This is a genomic window from Streptomyces pacificus, from assembly GCF_011766325.1.
In the GTDB taxonomy this organism is placed as follows: Bacteria; Actinomycetota; Actinomycetes; order Streptomycetales; family Streptomycetaceae; genus Streptomyces; species Streptomyces pacificus.
Window position 1 is genome coordinate 79418 of record NZ_BLLG01000016.1, and the last position, 20699, is coordinate 100116.

Annotated in this window: 17 protein-coding genes; 10 read left to right on the forward strand and 7 right to left on the reverse strand. The window is 72.2% G+C overall.

Translation table 11 applies throughout. The annotated features are described in order from the left end of the window. Positions 1 to 286: 286 nt before the first annotated feature. The 4 genes from SCWH03_RS22130 (at position 287) to SCWH03_RS22145 (ending at position 5892) form a co-directional block, all read left to right on the forward strand. A complete protein-coding gene (locus SCWH03_RS22130; protein ID WP_173266044.1) occupies positions 287 to 1324 on the forward strand; it encodes a LacI family DNA-binding transcriptional regulator in 1038 nt (345 codons plus the stop codon). Next, on the forward strand, positions 1321 to 2841 hold the full coding sequence (locus tag SCWH03_RS22135; protein WP_173266045.1) for a sugar ABC transporter ATP-binding protein: 1521 nt from the start codon (positions 1321 to 1323) through the stop codon (positions 2839 to 2841). The genes SCWH03_RS22130 and SCWH03_RS22135 overlap by 4 nt, the downstream gene beginning before the upstream one ends. After that, positions 2831 to 4792, forward strand: a complete 1962-nt coding sequence (locus tag SCWH03_RS22140; RefSeq protein WP_173266046.1) for an ABC transporter permease/substrate-binding protein — start codon at positions 2831 to 2833, stop codon at positions 4790 to 4792. Before SCWH03_RS22135 ends, SCWH03_RS22140 begins: the two co-directional genes overlap by 11 nt. A 197-nt stretch (positions 4793 to 4989) precedes the next feature. Beyond that, positions 4990 to 5892, forward strand: a complete 903-nt coding sequence (locus SCWH03_RS22145) for a ribokinase (RefSeq protein WP_173266047.1) — start codon at positions 4990 to 4992, stop codon at positions 5890 to 5892. A gap of 286 nt (positions 5893 to 6178) precedes the next feature. Here the strand turns inward: SCWH03_RS22145 and crcB are convergent, their stop codons facing one another. From crcB to SCWH03_RS22180, 7 genes are all read right to left on the reverse strand, one after another. Continuing rightward, positions 6179 to 6547, reverse strand: coding sequence for a fluoride efflux transporter CrcB (gene crcB, locus SCWH03_RS22150; protein WP_173266048.1), 369 nt, complete (start codon positions 6545 to 6547; stop codon positions 6179 to 6181). Further along, complete coding sequence (locus SCWH03_RS22155; protein ID WP_173266049.1) at positions 6544 to 6978, reverse strand: fluoride efflux transporter FluC; 435 nt, start codon at positions 6976 to 6978, stop codon at positions 6544 to 6546. The genes crcB and SCWH03_RS22155 overlap by 4 nt, the downstream gene beginning before the upstream one ends. A 207-nt stretch (positions 6979 to 7185) precedes the next feature. Beyond that, positions 7186 to 9054 (reverse strand): ABC transporter ATP-binding protein, encoded by a 1869-nt coding sequence (locus tag SCWH03_RS22160; protein WP_173266050.1) that lies wholly within the window; start codon positions 9052 to 9054, stop codon positions 7186 to 7188. Between the two features lie 522 nt (positions 9055 to 9576). Continuing rightward, a complete protein-coding gene (locus SCWH03_RS22165) occupies positions 9577 to 10359 on the reverse strand; it encodes an enoyl-CoA hydratase-related protein (RefSeq protein WP_173266051.1) in 783 nt (260 codons plus the stop codon). A 16-nt stretch (positions 10360 to 10375) separates the two neighbouring features. Then, positions 10376 to 11686 carry an FNR domain-containing protein gene (locus SCWH03_RS22170; protein ID WP_173266052.1) on the reverse strand — a complete coding sequence of 437 codons (1311 nt, stop codon included), beginning with the start codon at positions 11684 to 11686 and terminating at the stop codon, positions 10376 to 10378. Continuing rightward, complete coding sequence (locus SCWH03_RS22175) at positions 11683 to 13248, reverse strand: amino acid adenylation domain-containing protein (RefSeq protein WP_371872746.1); 1566 nt, start codon at positions 13246 to 13248, stop codon at positions 11683 to 11685. Before SCWH03_RS22175 ends, SCWH03_RS22170 begins: the two co-directional genes overlap by 4 nt. A 418-nt stretch (positions 13249 to 13666) precedes the next feature. Continuing rightward, a complete protein-coding gene (locus SCWH03_RS22180; RefSeq protein ID WP_173266053.1) occupies positions 13667 to 14179 on the reverse strand; it encodes a PadR family transcriptional regulator in 513 nt (170 codons plus the stop codon). An 85-nt stretch (positions 14180 to 14264) separates the two neighbouring features. On the opposite strand from SCWH03_RS22180, the gene SCWH03_RS22185 reads away from it, so the two are divergent. From SCWH03_RS22185 to SCWH03_RS22210, 6 genes are all read left to right on the forward strand, one after another. After that, entirely contained in the window at positions 14265 to 14819 is a 555-nt protein-coding gene (locus SCWH03_RS22185) for a hypothetical protein (RefSeq protein ID WP_173266054.1), read from the forward strand. Positions 14820 to 16097: 1278 nt separating this feature from the next. Further along, positions 16098 to 17090 (forward strand): ABC transporter ATP-binding protein, encoded by a 993-nt coding sequence (locus SCWH03_RS22190; protein WP_254076941.1) that lies wholly within the window; start codon positions 16098 to 16100, stop codon positions 17088 to 17090. Beyond that, complete coding sequence (locus SCWH03_RS22195) at positions 17087 to 17881, forward strand: ABC transporter permease (RefSeq protein ID WP_173266055.1); 795 nt, start codon at positions 17087 to 17089, stop codon at positions 17879 to 17881. The genes SCWH03_RS22190 and SCWH03_RS22195 overlap by 4 nt, the downstream gene beginning before the upstream one ends. Before the next feature lie 150 nt (positions 17882 to 18031). Next, on the forward strand, positions 18032 to 18967 hold the full coding sequence (locus tag SCWH03_RS22200) for an ACP S-malonyltransferase (protein WP_173266056.1): 936 nt from the start codon (positions 18032 to 18034) through the stop codon (positions 18965 to 18967). Further along, positions 18954 to 20477: a class I adenylate-forming enzyme family protein gene (locus SCWH03_RS22205; RefSeq protein ID WP_173266057.1), complete on the forward strand. Its 1524-nt coding sequence runs from the start codon at positions 18954 to 18956 to the stop codon at positions 20475 to 20477. Before SCWH03_RS22200 ends, SCWH03_RS22205 begins: the two co-directional genes overlap by 14 nt. Continuing rightward, complete coding sequence (locus tag SCWH03_RS22210) at positions 20458 to 20697, forward strand: acyl carrier protein (protein ID WP_173266058.1); 240 nt, start codon at positions 20458 to 20460, stop codon at positions 20695 to 20697. Before SCWH03_RS22205 ends, SCWH03_RS22210 begins: the two co-directional genes overlap by 20 nt. Positions 20698 to 20699: the final 2 nt, after the last annotated feature.

Below are 20699 nucleotides of genomic sequence, written 5' to 3' on the forward strand. Positions count from 1 at the left end.
GGATCCCCGCCCCCCGGGACCTCGACGGCACGGGCAGCGCTCGGCCCGGGTGGTCTCATGACCACGGGACCACGCCGGCAGAAGGGCGGGCGGCGCCCCGAGCGCCCCTGCCGCCCCGGCCGCCCCTGAAGGGAGACGGCCCCGGCGCAGATCGGCGCCAAGGTCACGATCCCGTCTCACCCGCCGCTCCACCCCTTGCGGGCCCCTCGTGGAATCGATTCCAATCTTTCTGCGCCCCTGAGTGCAATCGATTCCACGAGGCGATCCCCAAGGAGGTGGAGCAGCGATGGCGAGTATCAAGGACGTCGCCGCCGAGGCCGGTGTCTCCGCTGCCACGGTCTCGCGCGTCCTGAACGACCACCCGTCGGTCAGCGCCCACGCCCGCACGCGCGTACAGGCCGCCGTCGCGGCGCTGGGCTACCGCCCGAACGCCGTCGCGCGCTCCCTGCGCACCGACCAGACCCACACCCTCGGCCTGGTCATCAGCGATGTGCTGAACCCCTACTTCACCGAACTGGCCCGCTCCGTCGAGGAGGAGGCCCGCGCGCTCGGCTACAGCGTCATCATCGGCAACGCCGACGAACGGCCCGACCTCCAGGACCACCACGTACGGAACCTGCTCGACCGCCGTATCGACGGCCTTCTCGTCTCCCCCACCGACGGGGGCTCGCCGCTGATGCTCGAGGCCGCACACGCGGGGACGCCGATGGTGTTCGTGGACCGGTGGATCCCCGGTGTGGACGTGCCCGTGGTCCGCGCGGACGGGCGGGCTGCCGTACGGGACCTCGTCGAGCACCTGCACGGCCTCGGGCACCGGCGCCTGGCGATCATCGCAGGACCTGCCGCGACCACGACGGGGCTGGAACGCGTGGAGGCCTTCAGAGAGGCGCTCCGCGCATACGGCCTCGGCCTCCCCGACGCCTACGTGGGCCGGGGCGACTTCCAGGCGGAGAGCGGCCGCCGGGTCACCGAGGGCTTCCTCGACCTGCCCGAGCCCCCCCAGGTCGTCTTCGCGGCCGACAACCTGATGGCCCTCGGAGCCCTGGACGCCATCCGCGCCCGGGGCATGCGCGTCCCCGGTGACATCGCGCTCGCCGCCTTCGACGACGTCCGCTGGTTCGTCCACACCGACCCCCCGGTCACCGCCATCGCCCAGCCCACCGGCGAGCTGGGCCGCGCCGCCGTGCGCGCGCTGACCGCCCGGATCGAGGGCCGGCCGGGGGCGTCACTCACCCTGCCCGCCCGCCTCGTCGTCCGCCGATCGTGCGGCGCGCCCCCCTCGGCCGTACCGCCCCCGCCCCCCGTACGAAGGAGAATGCCGTGAGCGACCCGGACGAGTTGCTGCGTATCGAAGGCATCCACAAGGCCTTTCCCGGCGTGATCGCGCTCGACGGGGTGGACTTCGATCTGCGCCGGGGCGAGGTGCATGTGCTGCTCGGCGAGAACGGGGCCGGCAAGAGCACGCTCATCAAGATGCTCTCGGGTGCCGACACGCCCGACGCCGGACGGATCCTGGTCGGGAATGAGGAAGTGCGCATCAAGGGGGCGCAGGACGCCGAACGGCTCCAGATCGCCACGATCTACCAGGAGTTCGTCCTCGTACCGGATCTGTCCGTGGCGGAGAACATCTTCCTCGGACGCCAGCCGCGGCGGTACGGCATGGTCGACCGCAAGCGGATGGAGGCCGACGCCGAGCAACTGCTCGCCCGCGTGGGCGTGCACGTGTCCCCACGCGCCCTGGTACGAGAACTCGGCATCGCCCGGCGGCAGATGGTCGAGATCGCCAAGGCGCTCAGCCTCGACGCACGCGTCCTCATCATGGACGAGCCGACCGCCGTACTGACCACCGAGGAAACCGACAAGCTGTTCGCCATCGTGCGGCAGCTGCGGGCCGACGGGGTCGGAGTCGTGTTCATCACGCACCACCTGGAGGAGATCGCCGCCCTCGGGGACCGTGTGACGGTCATCCGCGACGGCAAGTCCGTCGGGCAGGTCCCCGCCTCCACCGGCCAGGACGAACTCGTCCGCCTCATGGTGGGGCGGCCGATCGAGCAGCAGTACCCGCGGCAGCCGGCCGAAGCGGGAGACCCGCTGCTGACCGTCGAGGGCCTCACCCGGGACGGCGTCTTCCACGACGTGAGCTTCGAGGTGCGAGCCGGCGAGGTCGTGGGCATCGCCGGACTCGTCGGGGCCGGCCGCACGGAGCTCGTGCGGGCCGTGTTCGGGGCCGACACCTACGACAAGGGCACCGTGAAGGCCGGCGGAGCGGCGGTCAGGCGCCATGACGTCGGCGCCGCCATGGCCGCCGGGATCGGCCTGGTACCCGAGGACAGAAAGGGCCAGGGCCTGGTCCTCGACGCCTCCGTGGAGGAGAACCTCGGGCTCGTCACCCTGCGGCAGGCCACCCGCGCCGGGCTCGTCGACCTCCGCGGGCAGCGCGAGGCCGCCGCGCGGATCGCGAACCGGCTCGGGATACGGATGGCCGGCCCCGGCCAGCAGGCGCGCACCCTGTCCGGCGGCAACCAGCAGAAAATCGTCATCGGTAAATGGCTGCTCGCCGACACCAGGGTGCTGATCCTCGACGAGCCGACGCGCGGCATCGACGTCGGTGCCAAGGTCGAGATCTACCAGCTCGTCAACGAGCTGACCGCCGCCGGCGCCGCCGTCCTGATGATCTCCAGCGACCTGCCCGAAGTGCTCGGCATGAGCGACCGGGTGCTGGTGATGGCGCACGGGCGGATCGCCGGCGAACTCCCCGCAGGCGAGGCCACCCAGGACGCCGTGATGGCGCTCGCCGTCAGCAACCCCACTACGGAAACGGAGGCCCCCCGTGGCCACTGACACCCTCAAGAGCCCCGCGGGCACGGGCGGCGCCTCCGGCCCCGGCGGGCTGCGCCGGCTGCTGCTCGACAACGGGGCGCTCACCGCGCTCATCGTCCTCGTCGTCGCGCTGTCGGCACTGTCCGGCGACTTCCTGACGGCGGACAACCTGCTCAACATCGGCGTCCAGGCGGCTGTCACCGCGATCCTCGCGTTCGGCGTCACCTTCGTCATCGTCTCGGCGGGCATCGACCTGTCGGTCGGCTCGGTCGCCGCCCTGTCCGCGACCGTCCTCGCCTGGAGCGCCACCAGCGAGGGTGTACCGGTCGTTCTGGCGGTGCTCCTGGCCGTGGCCACCGGCACGGTCTGCGGCCTGGTCAACGGCTTCCTCATCTCGTACGGCAAACTCCCGCCGTTCATCGCGACCCTCGCCATGCTGTCCGTGGCGCGCGGGCTCTCCCTCGTCATCTCCCAGGGCTCGCCCATCGCCTTCCCGGAGTCGGTCTCACGCCTCGGCGACACCATCGGCGGCTGGCTGCCGGTTCCCGTGCTGGTGATGGTCGCCATGGGGCTGATCACGGCGTTCGTGCTGCGGCGCACCTACCTCGGGCGGTCCATGTACGCGATCGGCGGCAACGAGGAGGCGGCCCGGCTCTCGGGGCTGCGGGTCAGCAGGCAGAAGCTCGCCGTCTACGCCCTGTCCGGGCTGTTCGCCGCCGCCGCGGGCATCGTGCTCGCCTCCCGGCTGTCCTCCGCGCAACCGCAGGCCGCCCAGGGCTACGAACTCGACGCCATCGCGGCCGTCGTCATCGGCGGTGCCTCGCTCGCGGGCGGTACCGGCAAGGCGTCCGGGACACTGATCGGTGCGCTGATACTCGCGGTGCTGCGCAACGGCCTCAACCTCCTCTCGGTGTCCGCCTTCTGGCAGCAGGTGGTCATCGGCGTGGTGATCGCGCTGGCCGTGCTGCTGGACACCGTGCGCCGCAAGGCGGGGGCGGCTCCCGTCGCCGCAGGCGCCGGCGGCGGCCCCGGCAGGGGCAGGCAGGCGGCCACCTACCTCCTCGCCGCCGTGGTCGCCGTCGCGGTCGTGGGGGCCACCTCGCTGCTGCACGGCGGCGCGCAGACGGCCGCACAGCAGCGGATCGGGCTGTCGCTGTCCACGCTCAACAACCCCTTCTTCGTGCAGATCAGGGCGGGCGCGGAGGCCGAGGCGAAGAAGCTCGGCGTCGACCTCACCGTCACCGACGCGCAGAACGACGCCTCGCAGCAGGCCAACCAGCTGCAGAACTTCACCAGCGGGGGACTGGCGTCGATCGTCGTCAACCCGGTGGACTCGGACGCGGTGGGCCCGGCGGTCCAGGCCGCCAACCGGGCCGGCATACCCGTCGTCGGCGTCGACCGGGGCGTCAACGACGCGAAGACCGCGGCGCTTGTCTCCTCCGACAACGTCGAGGGCGGCAGGCTGGGCGCCCGGGCACTCGCCGAGAAGCTCGGCGGCAAGGGCACGATCGTCATCCTGCAGGGCCAGGCAGGCACCTCCGCCAGCCGCGAGCGCGGCGCCGGCTTCACCGAGGGACTGAAGGCCTACCCGGGTGTCAAGGTGGTCGCCAAGCAGCCCGCCGACTTCGACCGCACCAAGGGCCTCGACGTGATGACCAACCTCCTCCAGGCGCACCCCGACATCGACGGCGTCTTCGCGGAGAACGACGAGATGGCGCTCGGCGCGACCAAGGCACTGGGCTCGAAGGCCGGTACGTCGGTCCAGGTCGTCGGCTTCGACGGCACGCCGGACGGGCTGAAGGCGGTCGAGGACGGGACGCTGTACGCATCGGTGGCCCAGCAGCCGAGGGAACTCGGCCGGATCGCCGTGGACAACGCCCTGCGGGCCGCCGCGGGCGAGAAGGTGAGTGCGACGGTCAAGGTGCCGGTGAAGGTGGTCACCAAGGAGAACGTGGCCGGCTTCGGCGGCTGACATCCGACGGCCGGCCGGCTGCCGTGTGACACGCTCCTGTGCCATGTGGCGGCTGCCGGCTGCCGGCTGACCGGTGACGACCGACGGATGACATCTGACGGGTGACGTCTGACGGTCACCGTCACCCGCCATCATCAGATGGCCGGCGCCCCGGCTCCGGCCACCTGCCGCATACGGGGTATCAGGGGAGACCTTTCATGTACGACTACGACCTCCTGGTCATCGGGTCGGCCAACGCCGACCTGGTGATCGGGGTCGACCGGCGGCCGGGACCCGGCGAGACGGTGCTCGGCTCCGATCTGGCTGTCCATCCGGGCGGCAAGGGCGCCAACCAGGCCGTCGCGGCCGCCCGGCTGGGAGCCCGTGCGGCGCTGCTGGCCCGGGTCGGCGACGACGCGCACGGCCGGCTGCTGCTCGACGCGCAGCGTGCGGCCGGGGTCGACACGGTGGGCGTGCTGGTCGGCGGCGCGCCGACGGGCGTCGCGCTGATCACCGTAGACCCTGACGGCGACAACAGCATCGTGGTGTCGCCTGGGGCGAACGGGCGGCTCACCCCCGGAGACATCCGGGCGGCGGGCAGCCTGTTCCATGCCTCCCGGGTGGTGTCGGCGCAGCTGGAGATCCCGTTGGAGACGGTGGTGGAGGCGGTACGCAGCCTGGCGCCCGGCACCCGCTTCGTACTGAACCCGTCGCCGCCCCGTCCCCTGCCGCCGGAGGTGCTGGCGGCGTGCGACCCGCTGATCGTGAACGAGCACGAGGCGAAGGCCGTCCTCGGCGACGCGCAGGCCGGCGACCGGCCCGCCGACTGGGCGCGGGCCCTGCTCGCCCGCGGCCCGCGGTCGGTGGTGGTGACGCTCGGCGCGCAGGGTGCTCTGGTGGCGACGGCGCGGGGCGTGGACCAGGTGCCCGCGGTGCGGGTGGACGCGGTCGACACCACCGGCGCGGGCGACGCCTTCACCGCGGCGCTGGCCTGGCGGCTGGGGCAGGGCGACGCGCTCGTGGACGCGGCGGCGTACGCGTCGAGGGTCGGAGCCGTGGCGGTGACGAAGGCGGGGGCGCAGGAGGCGTACCCGACGCGGGAAGAAGTCGCCGCGCTGTGAGGAGGTCCGGGTGGCGGGAGACGGCCTGCTGCCCGGGGAAGTCCCCTATCGCCTTGCAGGCGTCCGGGAAGCAGTCGCCGGCGAACCGGACAAGGCGCGGCCGTCGCTCTGATCAACGTATGCCGCGTCATGTCTCTCACTTCAAGGAGACGACTCGCGAAGCCCCGTGTCACGTCCCTGGAGGACGGGCCGCCCTGTTTCACGGGCGGCATTCCGCCGGACCGTCCGGTGGCGCATTCGCGGGGGCATGCGGGGGCGAGTCCGCGGATGCGTCCGGGGGGAGGTCTCAGAGCGTTGTGACGGCGAACCCGGCAGTGACCGCAGCCAGGCCCACCAGGAGGCTCGACGCGCCGTACAGCAGCGATTTTCCGGTCTGTCCCTGCTCGTACAGGCGGACCAGTTCGTGACTGAACGTGGAAAACGTCGTGTAGGCGCCGCAGAAACCCGCGCCGACGATCGTCAGGACCTGCTCCGGCAGCCCGTGCCGCGCCCCCAGGCCCACCACGAGCCCCAGGGCGAACGACCCCGAGATGTTGACCAGCCAGGTGCCCCGCGGGAACGCGCCGGGCCTGCGGTACTGCACGTACTGGTCGAGTAGGTAGCGCGCGACCGCTCCGAGAGCCGCCGCCGCCCCGACACCGAGCAGGGTGATCACGGGATCCTCCGGAACCGGTTCCGGAACCGGCTGCGGACGTCGCCGGCAACGGCCGGCACCCGTCGGCCGACGGCCAGGCCCAGTGCTGTGGCGGCCAGGCCGGCGAGGAGACTGCCCAGCACGTTGAGCACCGCGAGGGTGCAGTGACCGCCGCCCAGGAGGCGTTCGGTGTCGAACATCCAGGTCGAGTACGTGGTGTACGAGCCGAGGAACCCGACGGCCGCGAACGGCCGTACGGACCCGGACCGCCGCCTGACCTCCACCAGGTACACCAGCAGCAGCGCCAGCAGGAACGCACCGGAGACATTGACGGCGAACGTCGTCAGCGGAAACGTCCCCGCGGGCGTGGGAAACGCCAGCGCGAGGCCGTAGCGGGCCGTCCCGCCCAGCAGCCCGCCCAGTGCGACCGCGGCCAGGAGACGCCCGTGCACACGGGACCGGAAAGGCTCGCGCGCGGTCGTCAACGAAACGTCCGCATCTCTGTCCACCGCCACACGCGCCTCATTATCCACGGGACTGCAGCGCCGATGCCCACTCGGCCAAAACTCACGATCACCGGTGCAGACCCGCGGAGGTGCCCCGCGACCGGTTCACCGCCACCGTCCGTCCGGATCGCGACGGCGGGTACGCCGGCTGCCTCACACGGCGATCGGAACCCGTCCGGCGCCGCGGCCGACCGGGAGCAGTCCGGTGTCGCGGCGTACCAGCTCCGCGTACCGGCCGTCACGCGCGACGAGGGCCTCGTGGGTGCCTTGCTCGACGATGCGTCCGCCGTGCAGGACCACGATCCGGTCGGCGTTGCGGACGGTCGACAGCCTGTGCGCGATGGTGATGGTGGTGCGCCCGGCCGACAGCGCTTCGACGGCTTGCTGTACCGCGCGTTCGGTGCGGGTGTCCAGAGCGCTGGTGGCCTCGTCGAGCACCAGGACGCGCGGGCTGCGCAGTATGGTGCGGGCGAGGGCCAGCCGCTGCTTCTCGCCGCCCGAGAAGCGATGACCGCGCTCTCCGACCACCGTGTCGTAGCCGTCGGGGAGGGACACGATGTGGTCGTGGATCCGGGCTGCCCTCGCGGCCTCGGCCAGTTGCTCGTCCGTCGCCTCCGGTGCCGCGAAGCGGAGGTTCTCCGCCACCGACGCGTGGAAGAGGTGCGTCTCCTGGGAGACGACTCCCACGGTCCGGGACAGGGTTTCGAAGCCGAGGTCGCGTACGTCGACGCCGTCGAGGGTCACCCGGCCCGCGGTGACGTCGTAGAGCCGGGGTACCAGGTGCCCGAGCGTGCTCTTGCCCGAACCCGTCGCGCCCACCACCGCCAGGGATGTCCCGGCCGGTATGTGGAGGTCGATGTCCTGCAGAGCCGGCCGGCCGTCGGGGTCGTAGGCGAAGTCGACCCCCTCGAAGCGCACTTCGCCTCGCGCCCGGGCCAGCCGGGTGGGGTGCTTCCGTTCGGTGACCGTCGCAGGCAGGTCCAGATACTCGAAGACCCGCGCGAAAAGCGCCAGCGAGGCCTGGATCTTCACACCGGTCGACAGCAGTTTCACCACGGGACGGAACAGCCCCTGCTGCAACGTCACGAACGCCACCAGCGTCCCGATCGAAAGGGTGGCCACGCCGCCGTGCATGGCGAGCCCGGCCGCCCAGTAGACGAGGGCGGGCATGGCCGCCATGGCGACGCTGATGGACGCCATCCGCCAGCGTCCTGCCATGCTCGAACTGACCTGCAGGCGGGCCACCTTCCCCGATTCCTCCGTGAAGTCCTCGATCAGCGACTTCGACCGCCCCATGGTCCGGCCCAGCAGAATGCCCCCGATGGAGAGGGAGTCCGCGACGACGGCCGTCATGGAGGCCATCTGCTTCTGCCGCCGGGCGGTGATCTTCTTGCGTTCCCGGCCCACCCGGAAACTGATCCAGGAGAAGAACGGGAGCAGCAGAAGGGACAGAGCGGTCAGCCGCCAGTCGAGCGCCAGCATCGCCACGAACGTGGCCACCACCGCGGTGGAGTTGGAGACCAGCGATGTCGCCGTGGACGACACCGTGGCCTGCATCGCACCGATGTCGTTGGCGATTCGGGACTGCACCTCGCCGCCGCGGGTCCGGGTGAAGAAGGCAAGGGGCACCTGCTGGAGGCGCTGGTAGACGGAAGTCCGCAGATCGTGCATGACCCGCTGGCCGACCGTGGTGGAGAGCAGGGTCTGCAGCACGTCGAAGACGCCCGACACCAGGGCGACCGCGATCATGCCCATGGCCAGCAGGCCGAGCAGTCCGGTGCGCCCCTGGGGGATCGCGGTGTCCAGGATCTCGCGCAGCAGGAAGGGGGAGGCGATGGCCACCAGCGAGGAGGCCCCGACCAGGAGGCCGACGAGGGCGATGCGTCCGCGGTAGGGGCGGAAGAGCCCCAGTACACGACGGAGTTCGCGGGGCCGCTCGGTCCGGCCGGACGGGGCGGTGTCGGGAGTGCGGGCGGTGGACGGACGGGGGGCCAGGGTCCTGAGGGAGTCTGCGGTGGGCATGGCTCGATCACGGGCCTTGGTTGCGGGTCGGTCCTTCAAGGATAACCTGCCCGGTCTGCTCCCTCCCGTCCGCCAGTTGCCGCCCGTGACTCATCGCAGGGGTGTTCTTACCGGCTGTCATCGGTGCCGGGTGCCTGTCCGTCCCGCCCGCGTGCCGGCCGCCCCGAACAGGGTGGCAGGCGGCACGGGCGGCCTGCCCGCTGCGCCGGGCCCCGCCGCGGGCCGTGGCGCCGAGGGCTTCCGGGCAGGCCCGCCGGAGCGGAGAGGCCCGCCGACGCTCGCGTCCGTACGCGCTCCAGGCGCTTTCGGCCGACCGGGAGAACGGGCAGTCCGCGACAGGAGGAGTCCGCACCACCACGAGTCGGCGCCCGGTCGTCAGGGCCGCCGCCACCGCTGTCGCCGCTTCCGTGATGGCCGGCACCCACGCGTTTCCGCTTCACCTCCGGAGGCGGCGTGTCCGCCACCGGCCGCACCCGGACCGCACCCGCCGCGGACACCCGCGCGGCGGGGCCCGACGGGTCGTCACCGGCCGGTGAACACAGGATCGCGCTTCTCCATGAACGCCTGCATGCCCTCCTTCTGGTCACGGTTCGCGAACAGAGCGTGGAAGACCCGGCGCTCGAACAGCAGGCCGTCGCGCAGGCCCGTCTCGAGGGCGCGCTGGACGGCCTCTCGGGCCGCGAGGACGGCGGGCTTGCTGTGCGCCGCGATGGTCCGCGCCACCTCGGCCGTCTCCTCGGCGAGCCGGTCCGCGGGCACGGTCCGGGAGACCAGCCCTGCCCTCTCGGCCTCGGCGGCGTCCATGGTGCGGCCGGTGAGGATCATGTCCATGGCCCGGGCCGCGCCGACCAGGCGGGTCAGGCGCTGGGTTCCGCCGATTCCCGGGATGACGCCGAGCCGTACCTCCGGCTGACCGAAGACCGCGGTGTCGGCGGCGATGACGAGGTCGCACATCATGGCGAGTTCGCAACCGCCGCCGAGCGCGTACCCGGCCACCGACGCGATCTTGGGGGTGCGCAGGGCGGCGAACGCCTCCCAGCCTGCGAAGTAGTCGTCCGCCGCCATCTCCACGGCGGTCCGTGACGCCATCTCGGTGATGTCGGCACCGGCCGCGAACGCCCGCCCGGAACCGGTGACCACGAAGGAGCCGATGCCCGGGTCGCGGTCCAACGGCTGCAGAGCGTCCACGAGTTCCCCCATGAGCTCGCTGCTCAGGGCGTTCAGGACGGCCGGCCTGTCCAGGGTGACGGTGACGACCCGGTCGTCGCGGTCGACGCGGATGGTGCGGTACTGACGGTCGTTCATATCCGTGCGGATCCTCTCAGGAGTCCCAGATGGCGCCGTAGGCGGGGATGCCGAGCCGTTCCAGGCCGTGGACGACCCGCCACGTCAGCCTCTTGTTGGAGATGCAGATCACCGCTTCGGCACCGAAGTCGCGGTAGGCCGCGTAGGCCAGGCGCACCATGTCCGGCTTCCCGTTCCCGGAGGTGTCCCAGACGACCGCGTCCGGCTGGACGGCGAGGATCTCGTCGACCAGTGCGTCACCGTACGTCGTCCGGGGGCTGCGGGCCGCCCACACCAGGCGGGAGGGCACCTCGGCGGCGAGCAGATGGGGCAGGCAGGGCCCGATCCCGCTGCCGGTCGCGACGTACACGACCTTGCGGAACAGGGTCTCGACGTTGGCGACGCCGGCGGTGGTGACGCCCTTGACCCAGACATGGGAGGGCAGGTCGTCGATGAAGGCGCCGGTCCAGTCGCCCGCCCGGGACACCGTGAGTCTGAACCCCGTGCGCCCGGGCGCGGGCACGTTGGCGAAGGAGTGCCACTCGGTCAGCGGGCTGCGGCTGATGGCGGTGGAGGAACCGGCGAACGGCGTCTCGCCGTGGTCGAAGTGGGCGATGGCCACGTGCGCCGACGGCCGTTCGATACGGACCGGGACCCGCCGCAGCCTCAGCCAGGGCAGGACGACACTGAACGTGACCGCGGCGAGCACCCAGACGCCCGGGTCGGAGACCGGTGACTGGCCCTCCGCCCGCAGCGACAGCAGCAACTGGGCCCAGAACAGGCAGAGGGCCGCCCATCCGCCGAACCGGTGGGTGCGCTCGAACAGATCGTGGTGGCGGCCCCGCACCGGCGGCAGCGCGGTCACCACCACCACCGCGAGCAGGGCGACCAGCAGGCAGGAGACCGCCAGCACCGGACCCGGGGCGCGTTCCGCAGCCAGGGCCGCGGTCTGGGCGAGGAACAGCACCGTCCCGGCGAGAGCTCCCCCGACGTGCAGACCTCCGAAGTGATACACCTTTCCGAGGGCCCAGCGGATTCCCAGCGGCCAGTGCAGGGGCGCTGCGACGGCGATCCGGAACAGCAGGTTGATCACGTGCTGCTGGCGGATCACGACCGCCAGGGCGAAGTCGGCCAGCGCCAGGCGTCCCAGGGTGTGCGCGTCCACCGCGTCACGGGCCTGCAGGACGGCGAGGACGGCCAGGTTGACCGCCACGACCAGCGCTGCCAGCCGGTTGTAGTGCATCAGCCGGGGATGCTTCCAGACGCGGCGTGCGAGCGGGGCGGGCGGAGGCAGGCGGACGTCCCCCGGCAGGGCCCGCGGCAGTGCCGGCGGCCGCGGCGCGCTCATCGGCCGGCCTCCCGGCCCCGGTGCTCGACCAGACGCAGCAGGGCCGCTTTGTCGATCTTGCCTCGGCTGGTGCGGGGCAGCTCCTCCATGACGTGGACCGCCTCCGGAACGCAGTAGTAGGGCAGCGCGAGAGCCACGGCCCCACGGGCGGCTTCGGGATCGAGCCCGGTCCCCGCGGCGAAGGACACCAGCGTCCGGTCGTCCACTTTCACCGTGGCGGCGCGCCTGCAACCGGGCAGCGCCTCCAGGACGGCGGAGACCGCATCGAGTTCGACGCGGAATCCGCGGACCTTCACCTGGTCGTCGGTGCGGCCGAGGATCTCCAGCTCACCTTCCGGGGTCCAGCGGCCCAGGTCGCGGGTGCGGAACATCAGACGGCCGCGGCCGAGAAACGGGTCCGGTACGTACCGCTCACCGGTGAGGGCCGGATCGCCGAGGTATCCGGCCGACACGCCGTCGCCGCCCGCCCACATCTCGCCGACCTCGCCGGCCGGCACGGGGCGCCGCCGCGCGTCGAGCACATACACGGCGTTGTTGGGGGTCGGCCTGCCGATGGTGAGCCGGCGGGCGGAACGGCGGTACCGCTGCATGGTGTTGACGATCGTGGTCTCGGTGGGGCCGCAGGAGTTGTAGAAGACGCGGCCGTCGGCCCACCGGTCGGCGAGGGCCCGCGGACAGGGCTCCCCCGCCACGGCGACGACGCCGACCGAGGGGCAGGACGCCGGGTCGATGCCGCTGAGGATGGTGGGCGTGGAGATCACCACATCGGCCCGGCGCACCGCTGCCGCGATGTCCTTGCCGCGGATGACCAGGGTCGCCCCGTGCGTCAGCGCGCCGAGCATCTCCCACGCCGCCATGTCGAAGGCGATGGAGAGGACCTGCGCCACCCTGGTGCCCGGCCCCATGCCCAGGCCGCCCGGCTCGGTCAGGAGCAGGTTGCACACATTGCGGTGCGTCACCACGACGCCGTTCGGCGAGCCGGTGGTGCCGGAGGTGAACAGGACGTAGCAGGGGTCGTCCCCGCTCGTGGGCCGGACGGGGACGAAGCGCCGGCCGCCTCCGCCTCCGCCTCCGCCTCCGTCCCCGTCCCCGTCCCCGTCCCCGTTCCCGTCCCCGTTCCCGTTCCCGGGCCGGGCCACCGTTGCGTCGACGGCCGTCACCCGCACACCGTCGACGACCGGGACGAGGCGGGCGTGCTCCTTTGTCGTGAGGACCACGCGTGCTCCGGTCACCGCGAGGATGTGCCGCAACTGCTCGGCGGGGCAGACCCGTATGTCCTGGGGCACGTAGGCGGCTCCCGTCTTCAGCACCGCAAGCAGCCCGACCAGCAGGGGGATCCCCCTGCTGGCGAAGATCGGGACGTACTGGCCAGGACCGACCCCGGCATCCGCCAGCACGAAGGCCAGGCGGTCCGACTGACGCTCCAGTTCCCCGTAGGTGATGGCCGCCCCCAGGTGCTCGGCCGCCACCGACCGGGGCCGGAGGGCCGCCTGCGCTCCGACCGCCAGGTGCACCTGCTCGCAGCTGAGGCCGGCGGCGGGTCCCCGGGAGAATACGGGCAGTGTCCGCGGGGCAGCGGCAGCCACCTGCTCGGGGCGGGCCGCACGCCCGCGGACCTTCCCGCTTCGCCGCTCTGCCGCTCCCGCGCTTGCGCTGCGTATCTGCTGAGTCACAGCCGACCCTTCCCGATCAGGCTACGGACCGCACGTCCGCGCGGTCGGCTGCCGTGCGGCAGCACAACGCAGTCCACAAGCGGCGCCCCGGCCCGGACAAGACGGATCGACGGGGCGTCACACTCATGTAAGGATCGGGGCCGCTCTTCGGCCACATGAGGCAGGCCGCACCAGGTGGCCTCGGCGATGGCGATCACTCCGGTCGACGTACTCCGGCTGACGCACTGGCGGCCTCCGCCGGGCGAGCGGCGCCGCTCGCCCGGCGGAGGCTCCGGCCGATCGGCGGCGGCGCGTCAGGCGGCCGGGCTCACGTGATCTGTTCGGCCGCCCACTCGGCCCACTCGCGGCGCATGGCGTTGAACCGCAGTCCGTACTCCAGGGCGATCCGCCCGTACAGCGAGAGAGCGTCGTCGCCCCAGTCGATGGCGTCCGTCAGTCTGCGCAGTTCCCGGTGTCCCTCCTCGGACAGTGTGGTCAGCTCGGTCAGATACGTACGCGCCTGCCCCGGCTCCAGCACGCCGAGGAAGAAGACGCGCAGCAGCACATCGCTGCGGGTGCTGAGTTGGGGTTTCGTCTCGGTCAGCCAGTGCCGCAGCTCGGACATCCCCGCGTCCGTGAGCGCGTACTCCTTGCGGCCGCGGGGCCCCTCGGCCGCCACGGTGATGAGGCCGGCGCCCGCCAGCCTGGTCAGCTCGGTGTAGATCTGGCTCTGGGTCGCGGGCCAGACGTTGGCCAGTGAGGTGTCGAAGCGCTTCAGCAGGTCGTACCCGCTGGCGGGGCGCTCCGACAGGAGACCGAGCAGTGCGTGTCTGAGGCTCATGCCGACACTCTACCTTCCACAATTGACATATCGACCCAGCACCTTCTACTTTCGACATGTCATAATTGATACCCTTGGAGGGACCATGTCTTACCTGCGGACGTTCCTGCCGTGGATCGTCTTCGCGGCAATCCCCTCGCAGCACTGGCAGTGGGCATCACTGGCCGCGCTGGCGGTCGCCGTCGTGATCATTCGTTCGCAGCGACGGGCCGGGAGCGGATTCGACGCCCTGATCATCGAGCTGGGTTCGGCCTTCTTCTTCGCCGCGCTGGCCTTCACGGCCTTCAGCGACCCGCAGTCGGGCCTGCACGAGTACTCCGCCGCGCTCGCCTCCGGCACCCTCGCCGTCATCTCCGGGGCTTCGCTGGCCATAGGCAAACCGTTCACTCTGGGCATCGCCCGCCGCACCACCCCCAGAGAGGTCTGGACCCGCAGGGCCTTCCTGCACACCAACGTCGTCATCACCGCCGTATGGACCGCGGCCTTCGCCCTGACCGCAGCCGTCCTCGCGCTGGAGGCATACGCAGGAAACGCCCACTCGGCCGCGGCGACCATCGTGCAACTCGCCGGATTCGCCGTCCCGATGCTCTTCACCGTCCGCTACGTCGCGCACGTCCGGGGCAAGGCCACCGCCTCCTGAGCGGACCCGGCTTCCGCCGGTGGCACGCGCAGGCCCGTCGCGTCCCGGCGGCGCGTCAAGGGCGCCAACGGGTGGGGCGGGGGGGGCGCCGCGACCCCCGGATGCCGCTCGTCCCGGGTCGGGTGGCGCCCGCCCCGCCCCGCCCCGTCGCGACGCCCGGCACGGCCGGCAACTGGGGGTCGGCGCGTTGCCGCATCAACCGGGCAGGACCACGGCGAGGCCGATCCGGCATCCCGCGATGCACCGCACCGGCCCCCGCTCCGCACCACTCCTCCCCGCTGCCGCACCCGCACCCGCACTCGCACTCGCACTCGCACTCGCACTCGCACTCGCGCCCCGTCCCCTTCCCCGCTCGCGCTCGCCCGAGTACGTACGGGGGCGTACGGGTGCGCCGGGGGCACCGCGCCGGGATCCGGCCTCCGCGATCAGGGGCGCTCCGAGCTCCCGCGGCGCATCCGCCTCTTCGATTCCGGTCGGCGCCACCGTCCGTGCTCGCCATCGGTATTCACAAGCGCGCGCAAACATTAAGTGCATCCGACAGGCAAGCACTTTGCCATCTCCGCACCTTCCCCTTACCGATATAGCCCGATTTCCTCGCTAGGTTCATCACCAGAAGCGCGACCACGTGTTTGGACACTGGTCGATCTTTGCAGTCAGCAACGCGAATGTGAGCGTCACCCCGGCGCCCGCTCGGCAATTTCCGGCTGGCAGGAAGAGCGAACCGCGAGGGCCCTGAAGTCCTCGTACCCCATCGACGGCCGCCCCGTGCATCGCGCCCGCGGGCGGCCTGTCACCGCTCTGCCCGCGACGGTCGGTGAGCGGGCCGCGGCGACGCATTCATCGAGAGACGCACCACGAGGCGAGACCGAATGAGGACCCATGAAGACGGGTGCCGACCGGGCCGCGGAGCCGGTCCCCACCCCGACCACTCAGGCCCGCTGCCAACGGGCCGGCGGCCGCGGGCACCTTCCTCCCGGCGGGCCCCTGCGCCGGGCCCGCGCCGGAAGCGCCACGGCCACCCGCGCCCCGCGCGTAAGGGCCTGCCGCCACGAGTCGATGCCGACCGGGCGTGCGCCGCATCGGGAGCAGGCTGAGCCGACTATCCGGGGCGCCTCGTGCGAAGTGCGGCACCCGCGGCGTGAACGTGAATTGGATCACAACTCTACAGGTCTCTTGTAAATCGCCGCAAGGTGGCTCTAGCAAATTATGGAGATTCTCGTGATGGCTCATGCCCCGCATCGGCCGGAATCCAGAGAGGCGGCCTCTTCCGAGGTCGCCGTGCTGAGTAAGATCGTCAAGCGCTACGCCGATACGAAAGGCGCGGAGTTCGCCGCCGTCAACGATCTCGATCTACGCATACGACGAGGAGAGGTCGTGGCGTTCCTGGGGCCGAACGGCGCCGGGAAGACCACCACCATCGACATGCTGCTGGGACTCCTCGCACCGGATTCGGGCGAGGTGCGGCTCTTCGGCGGGCCCCCGCAGCAGGCGGTGCGCTCCGGACGGGTCGGTGCCGTCCTGCAGACCGGCGGACTGCTGCCCGATCTGACCGTCCAGGCCACCGTGCGGATGCTCGGCTCGCTGCACCCCGGTGCGGATCCCGAGAGGGCCATCCGCCGGGCCGGTCTCACCGCACTGCGCAGACGCAGGGTCGGCGAGTGCTCCGGCGGCGAACAGCAGCGGCTGAGGTTCGCCCTCGCCCTGCTGCCCGAGCCCGAGTTCCTGGTGCTGGACGAACCGACGGCCGGGATGGACGTGGCGGCCCGCCGGGAGTTCTGGGCCGCCGTGCGGCAGGACGCGGCGCGCGGCACGACCGTCATGTTCGCCACCCACTACGTGGAGGAGGCGGAGCACTTCGCCGACCGGGTCGTGATGATCGACCGCGGCCGGCTGGTCGCAGACGGCTCCGTGTCCACCGTCAGAGCCGCCATCACCGGACGCACCGTGTCCGCCCGGATGACCGCCGTGGAGGCCGCCATGGTGGCCGCTTCCCCGGATGTCCGCTCCAGCACGGTGCGCGGCGACCGCCACTGCTTCGACTGCGCGGACTCCGACTCCGTGCTGCGTCTGCTGCTCCACCGGACGTCCGCCGCGGAGATCGAGGTCGCGCCGCGCAGCCTCGAGGAGGCCTTCCTGGCCATCACCGACCACGACCACGACCACGACCACGGGCGCGACCGCGACCACGACCACGGGCGCGACCGCGACCACGACCACGGGCGCGACCGCGACCGCGAACCAGTCCGAGACGTCCGGGAGGCCCGGCGATGAGTACCGCGCAGACGTCCGTCCCCCGCATACGGACCTCGCCTTTCAGCGGCGTGAACCCCACCTTTGTCGCCTTCGAGCTCCGGCGGCGCTTCAGCCGCCAGACCACCGTCTTCACCATCCTGCTGCCCGCGGTCCTCTACCTCGCCCTGTTCCGGACGGGCCCGGAGGGCGGGGCGCTCGCGCACGGCAACTTCGCCGCCTGGATGATGACGGGCCTGGCCGTCTACGGAGCGGCGATGGCGGCCATCAGCTCGGCGGCCACCATCTCGATCGAGAAGTCCAGCGGCTGGATGCGCACGATCGCCCTGAGCCCTCTCGCGCCACCCGGGTACCTCTTCGTGAAGGTGCTCTGCTCGGTGATGATGGCCGCCGTGCCCGTCGCCGTCATCGGGGTGGTGGGATTCGCCACCGGCGCTCGCGCGGAGCCGGGCGTCTGGGTCACGTCCCTCCTCGTCGCCTGGCTCGGTTCCGCCGTCTTCGCCGCCCTCGGCATCGCGCTGGGGCTGGCTCTCAAGCCCGAGACCGTCACGCACATACCCGGGTTGGTGATGACCGCGCTCGCGTTCCTCGGCAACCTGTTCATCCCGCTCAGCGGCACCATGCTGGAGATCGCCCGGTACACGCCCATGTACGGCGTCTCGGCGCTGGCCCGCTACGCACTCACCGACGGCTACTCGTTCAGCGGCGAGCACTCCAGCCTGGCGGGCGCCGTGCTCAACGTGGCCGCCTGGCTGGCCGCGTTCTCCTTCATGGCGATCCGCCGCTTCCGGCGGAGCACGGGCCGCCTCTAGCGCACCGCCGCTCCGCGGTCCTGCCCAGATCCGCAACACACCCGTAGCCCTTGCCACATCCGTAGCCCCTACGACCCCCGTCGCCCGTGCGGCACCGTCCGCCGACGGCCGCGCGCGACACGTCCTCCCACCAAGAAGGGTGTAGAGCTGGTGATTGCCTTCATCGCACCGGGACAGGGCTCCCAGGCCCCCGGCATGCTGGCCGGCTGGCTGCGCGACCCGGTCCTCGCCGAGCAGGTCCGGGCCTGGTCCGAGGCCGCCGACGTCGATCTGGTGCACCTGGGCACCAGAGCCTCGGCCGCCGAGATCGCCCGGACCGAGAACACCCAGCCCCTGCTGGTCGCCCAGGGACTGCTGGCCCACCGGGATCCGGGCGCGCAGGCCACAGTGGCGGCGGGCCACTCGGTGGGTGAGATCACCGCCGCCGCCTGCGCCGGGGTGCTGAGTCCCACCGACGCCGTACGCCTGGCCGCGATCCGCGGCCGCGCCATGGCCGACGCCTGCGCCCTGGTGCCCACGTCCATGGCCGCCGTGGTGGGCGGCGACGAGACGGACACCCTCGCCGCGATCGCCGAACACGGCCTCACCGCCGCGACGTTCAACGGCGCCGGCCAGATCGTGGCCGCGGGACCGACCGAGGACCTGCGGCGTCTGGCGGCCAAGCCCCCTGGCGGGAGCACGGTCAAGCCGCTGAAGGTCGCAGGGGCCTTCCACACCCGGTACATGGAAACCGCACGGCGGCGCCTGGCCGCCGCGGCCGCTGTGACGCCGTTCCGGCCGCCGCGCGGGCTGCTGCTGTCCAACGCCGACGGCGAACCACTCGACAGGCCCGAGACGATCCGGCGGCGGCTGGTCGACCAGGTCGTGCGGCCGGTGCGCTGGGACCTCTGCCTGCTCACCCTCGGACGGATCGCGCCGGACGTGACCGTGGCCCTGCCCCCTTCCCGCACACTCGCCAACATCCTCAGGCGCCAGCTCCCCGCGCTGTTCGTGATGTCCGTCAGCACGCCGGGCGACCTCCGCAGGGTCCGGGCGCGTCTCACCGCGGCCTCCCGGACGAGGGAGGCGACCCATGCCGGTGTCTGAGCTCTTCGCACGCGTCCGTGCCGAGCGCGCCGGCCATCCGGCCGTGATCGCCTCCGACGGCAGCCTCTCCTACCGCGAACTGGGAACCAGGGTCGACCGGGCGGTGGGCTGGCTGCGCGCCCAGGGTGTCACCGGCGGAGCCCGGGTGGTGTACGCCGGGGGCAACGACGGCGCCTTCCTCGCCCTGTTCTACGCGACACTGCGCATCGGCGCCGTCTTCGTGCCGGTGCACCCGGAACTGACCGACGCCCAGGTCGCCCATATCGTCGACGACTGCGGGGCCGCCCTGGCGGTGTGCACCCCCAGCGCGGGCCGGCGGGCCCGGCGCACCGTGGACGTCGCGCGCGCCCGGCGGGAGATCCGGGACTCTCCCGCCGACGGCTTCGCCGGCGCCGTCTCGGACGGCGACGTCGCCCTGCTCGTCTACACCTCCGGCACGACCGGCCGCCCGAAGGGCGTGGTATGCCCCCACCGGCAGGTGCTCGCGGCGGTGCGGGCGGTCGACGAGTGCCTCGGCTACCGCGCCGAGGACGTCGTGCTGTGCCGGCTGCCGCTCTCCTTCGACTACGGGCTCTACCAGGCCCTGCTGTGCGCCCATGCGGGCTCCACCCTGGTCCTGGTGGAACGGGACGGCGACCGGGCGCTGCTGAGCGCCATCGAGCGGCACGGGGTCACCGTCGTGCCCCTCGTGCCGTCGCTGGCCCAGATGCTCACCCTGCTGCAGCGCAGGCTGCGCCGGCCCACCGGTGTCCGGCTGTTCACCAACACGGGGGCCCGCCCGGGCAAGGCGGTCACGGCGGAGCTTCTGGAACTCTTCCCCGGCTCGGTGTTCGCCTCCATGTACGGGATGACGGAGTGTCAGCGCATCTCGGTGCTCGACCCCGCCCTGTACGAGGCGCACCCGGACTCCGTGGGCCGGCCGATCCCCGGCGACCATGTGCGCGTCGTCGGCGCGGACGGCCGCGCCCTCGGCCCCGGCGAGGTGGGGGAGATCGTCGTGTGGGGGAGCACGGTGATGGACGGCTACTGGGGGGTCCCCCAGGAGCAGCAGAACCGGTACGTCCGCCGGGCCGACGGCTCGCTCGAACTCCATACCGGGGACCGGGGGCACCTCGACGAGGCCGGCCTGCTGTACTTCGTCGGCCGCGACGACGACATGATCAAGCGGCGCGGCGTGCGCATGGGCCTCACCGAGATCGAGGACGCCGCCGAGCGGATCCCCGGGGTGGCCGCCGCGGTCGCGCTGCGCCCCGAACACGAGGACGCGCCGCTGCATCTGGCGGTGCAGACCTCCCTCGGTCCGCAGGAGGTGCGCACGCGTCTCGCGCGGCTCCTGGACCGTGCCCGGCTCCCCGACCGGATCATTCCGATCCCATCGGTGCCCCTCACCGCCAACGGCAAGCCGGACCGCGAGGCCGTGCGGCGCCTGTGCGCCGCCGCGGCTTCGGAGCACGACACCCCCGTTCCCCCCGCACAGACCAGGACCCCCCATGAACCAGCCGCAGTTTGACCGCCTCGTGGAGCGGATCTGCTCCGTCACGGTGACCGACCCGCAGACCCCCCTCGTGGACCTCGGTGTGGACTCGCTCCGCACCATCGCCCTGCTGATGGCGATCGAGGAGGAGTTCGAGGTGGAGCTCCACCCCCGCGTCCTCGCGGACCCGGCCCAGGCCTCCCCGGCGGGCCTGTGGCGCGCCGTCCAGGAGCAGCGGACCGGGACGGGGGACTGATC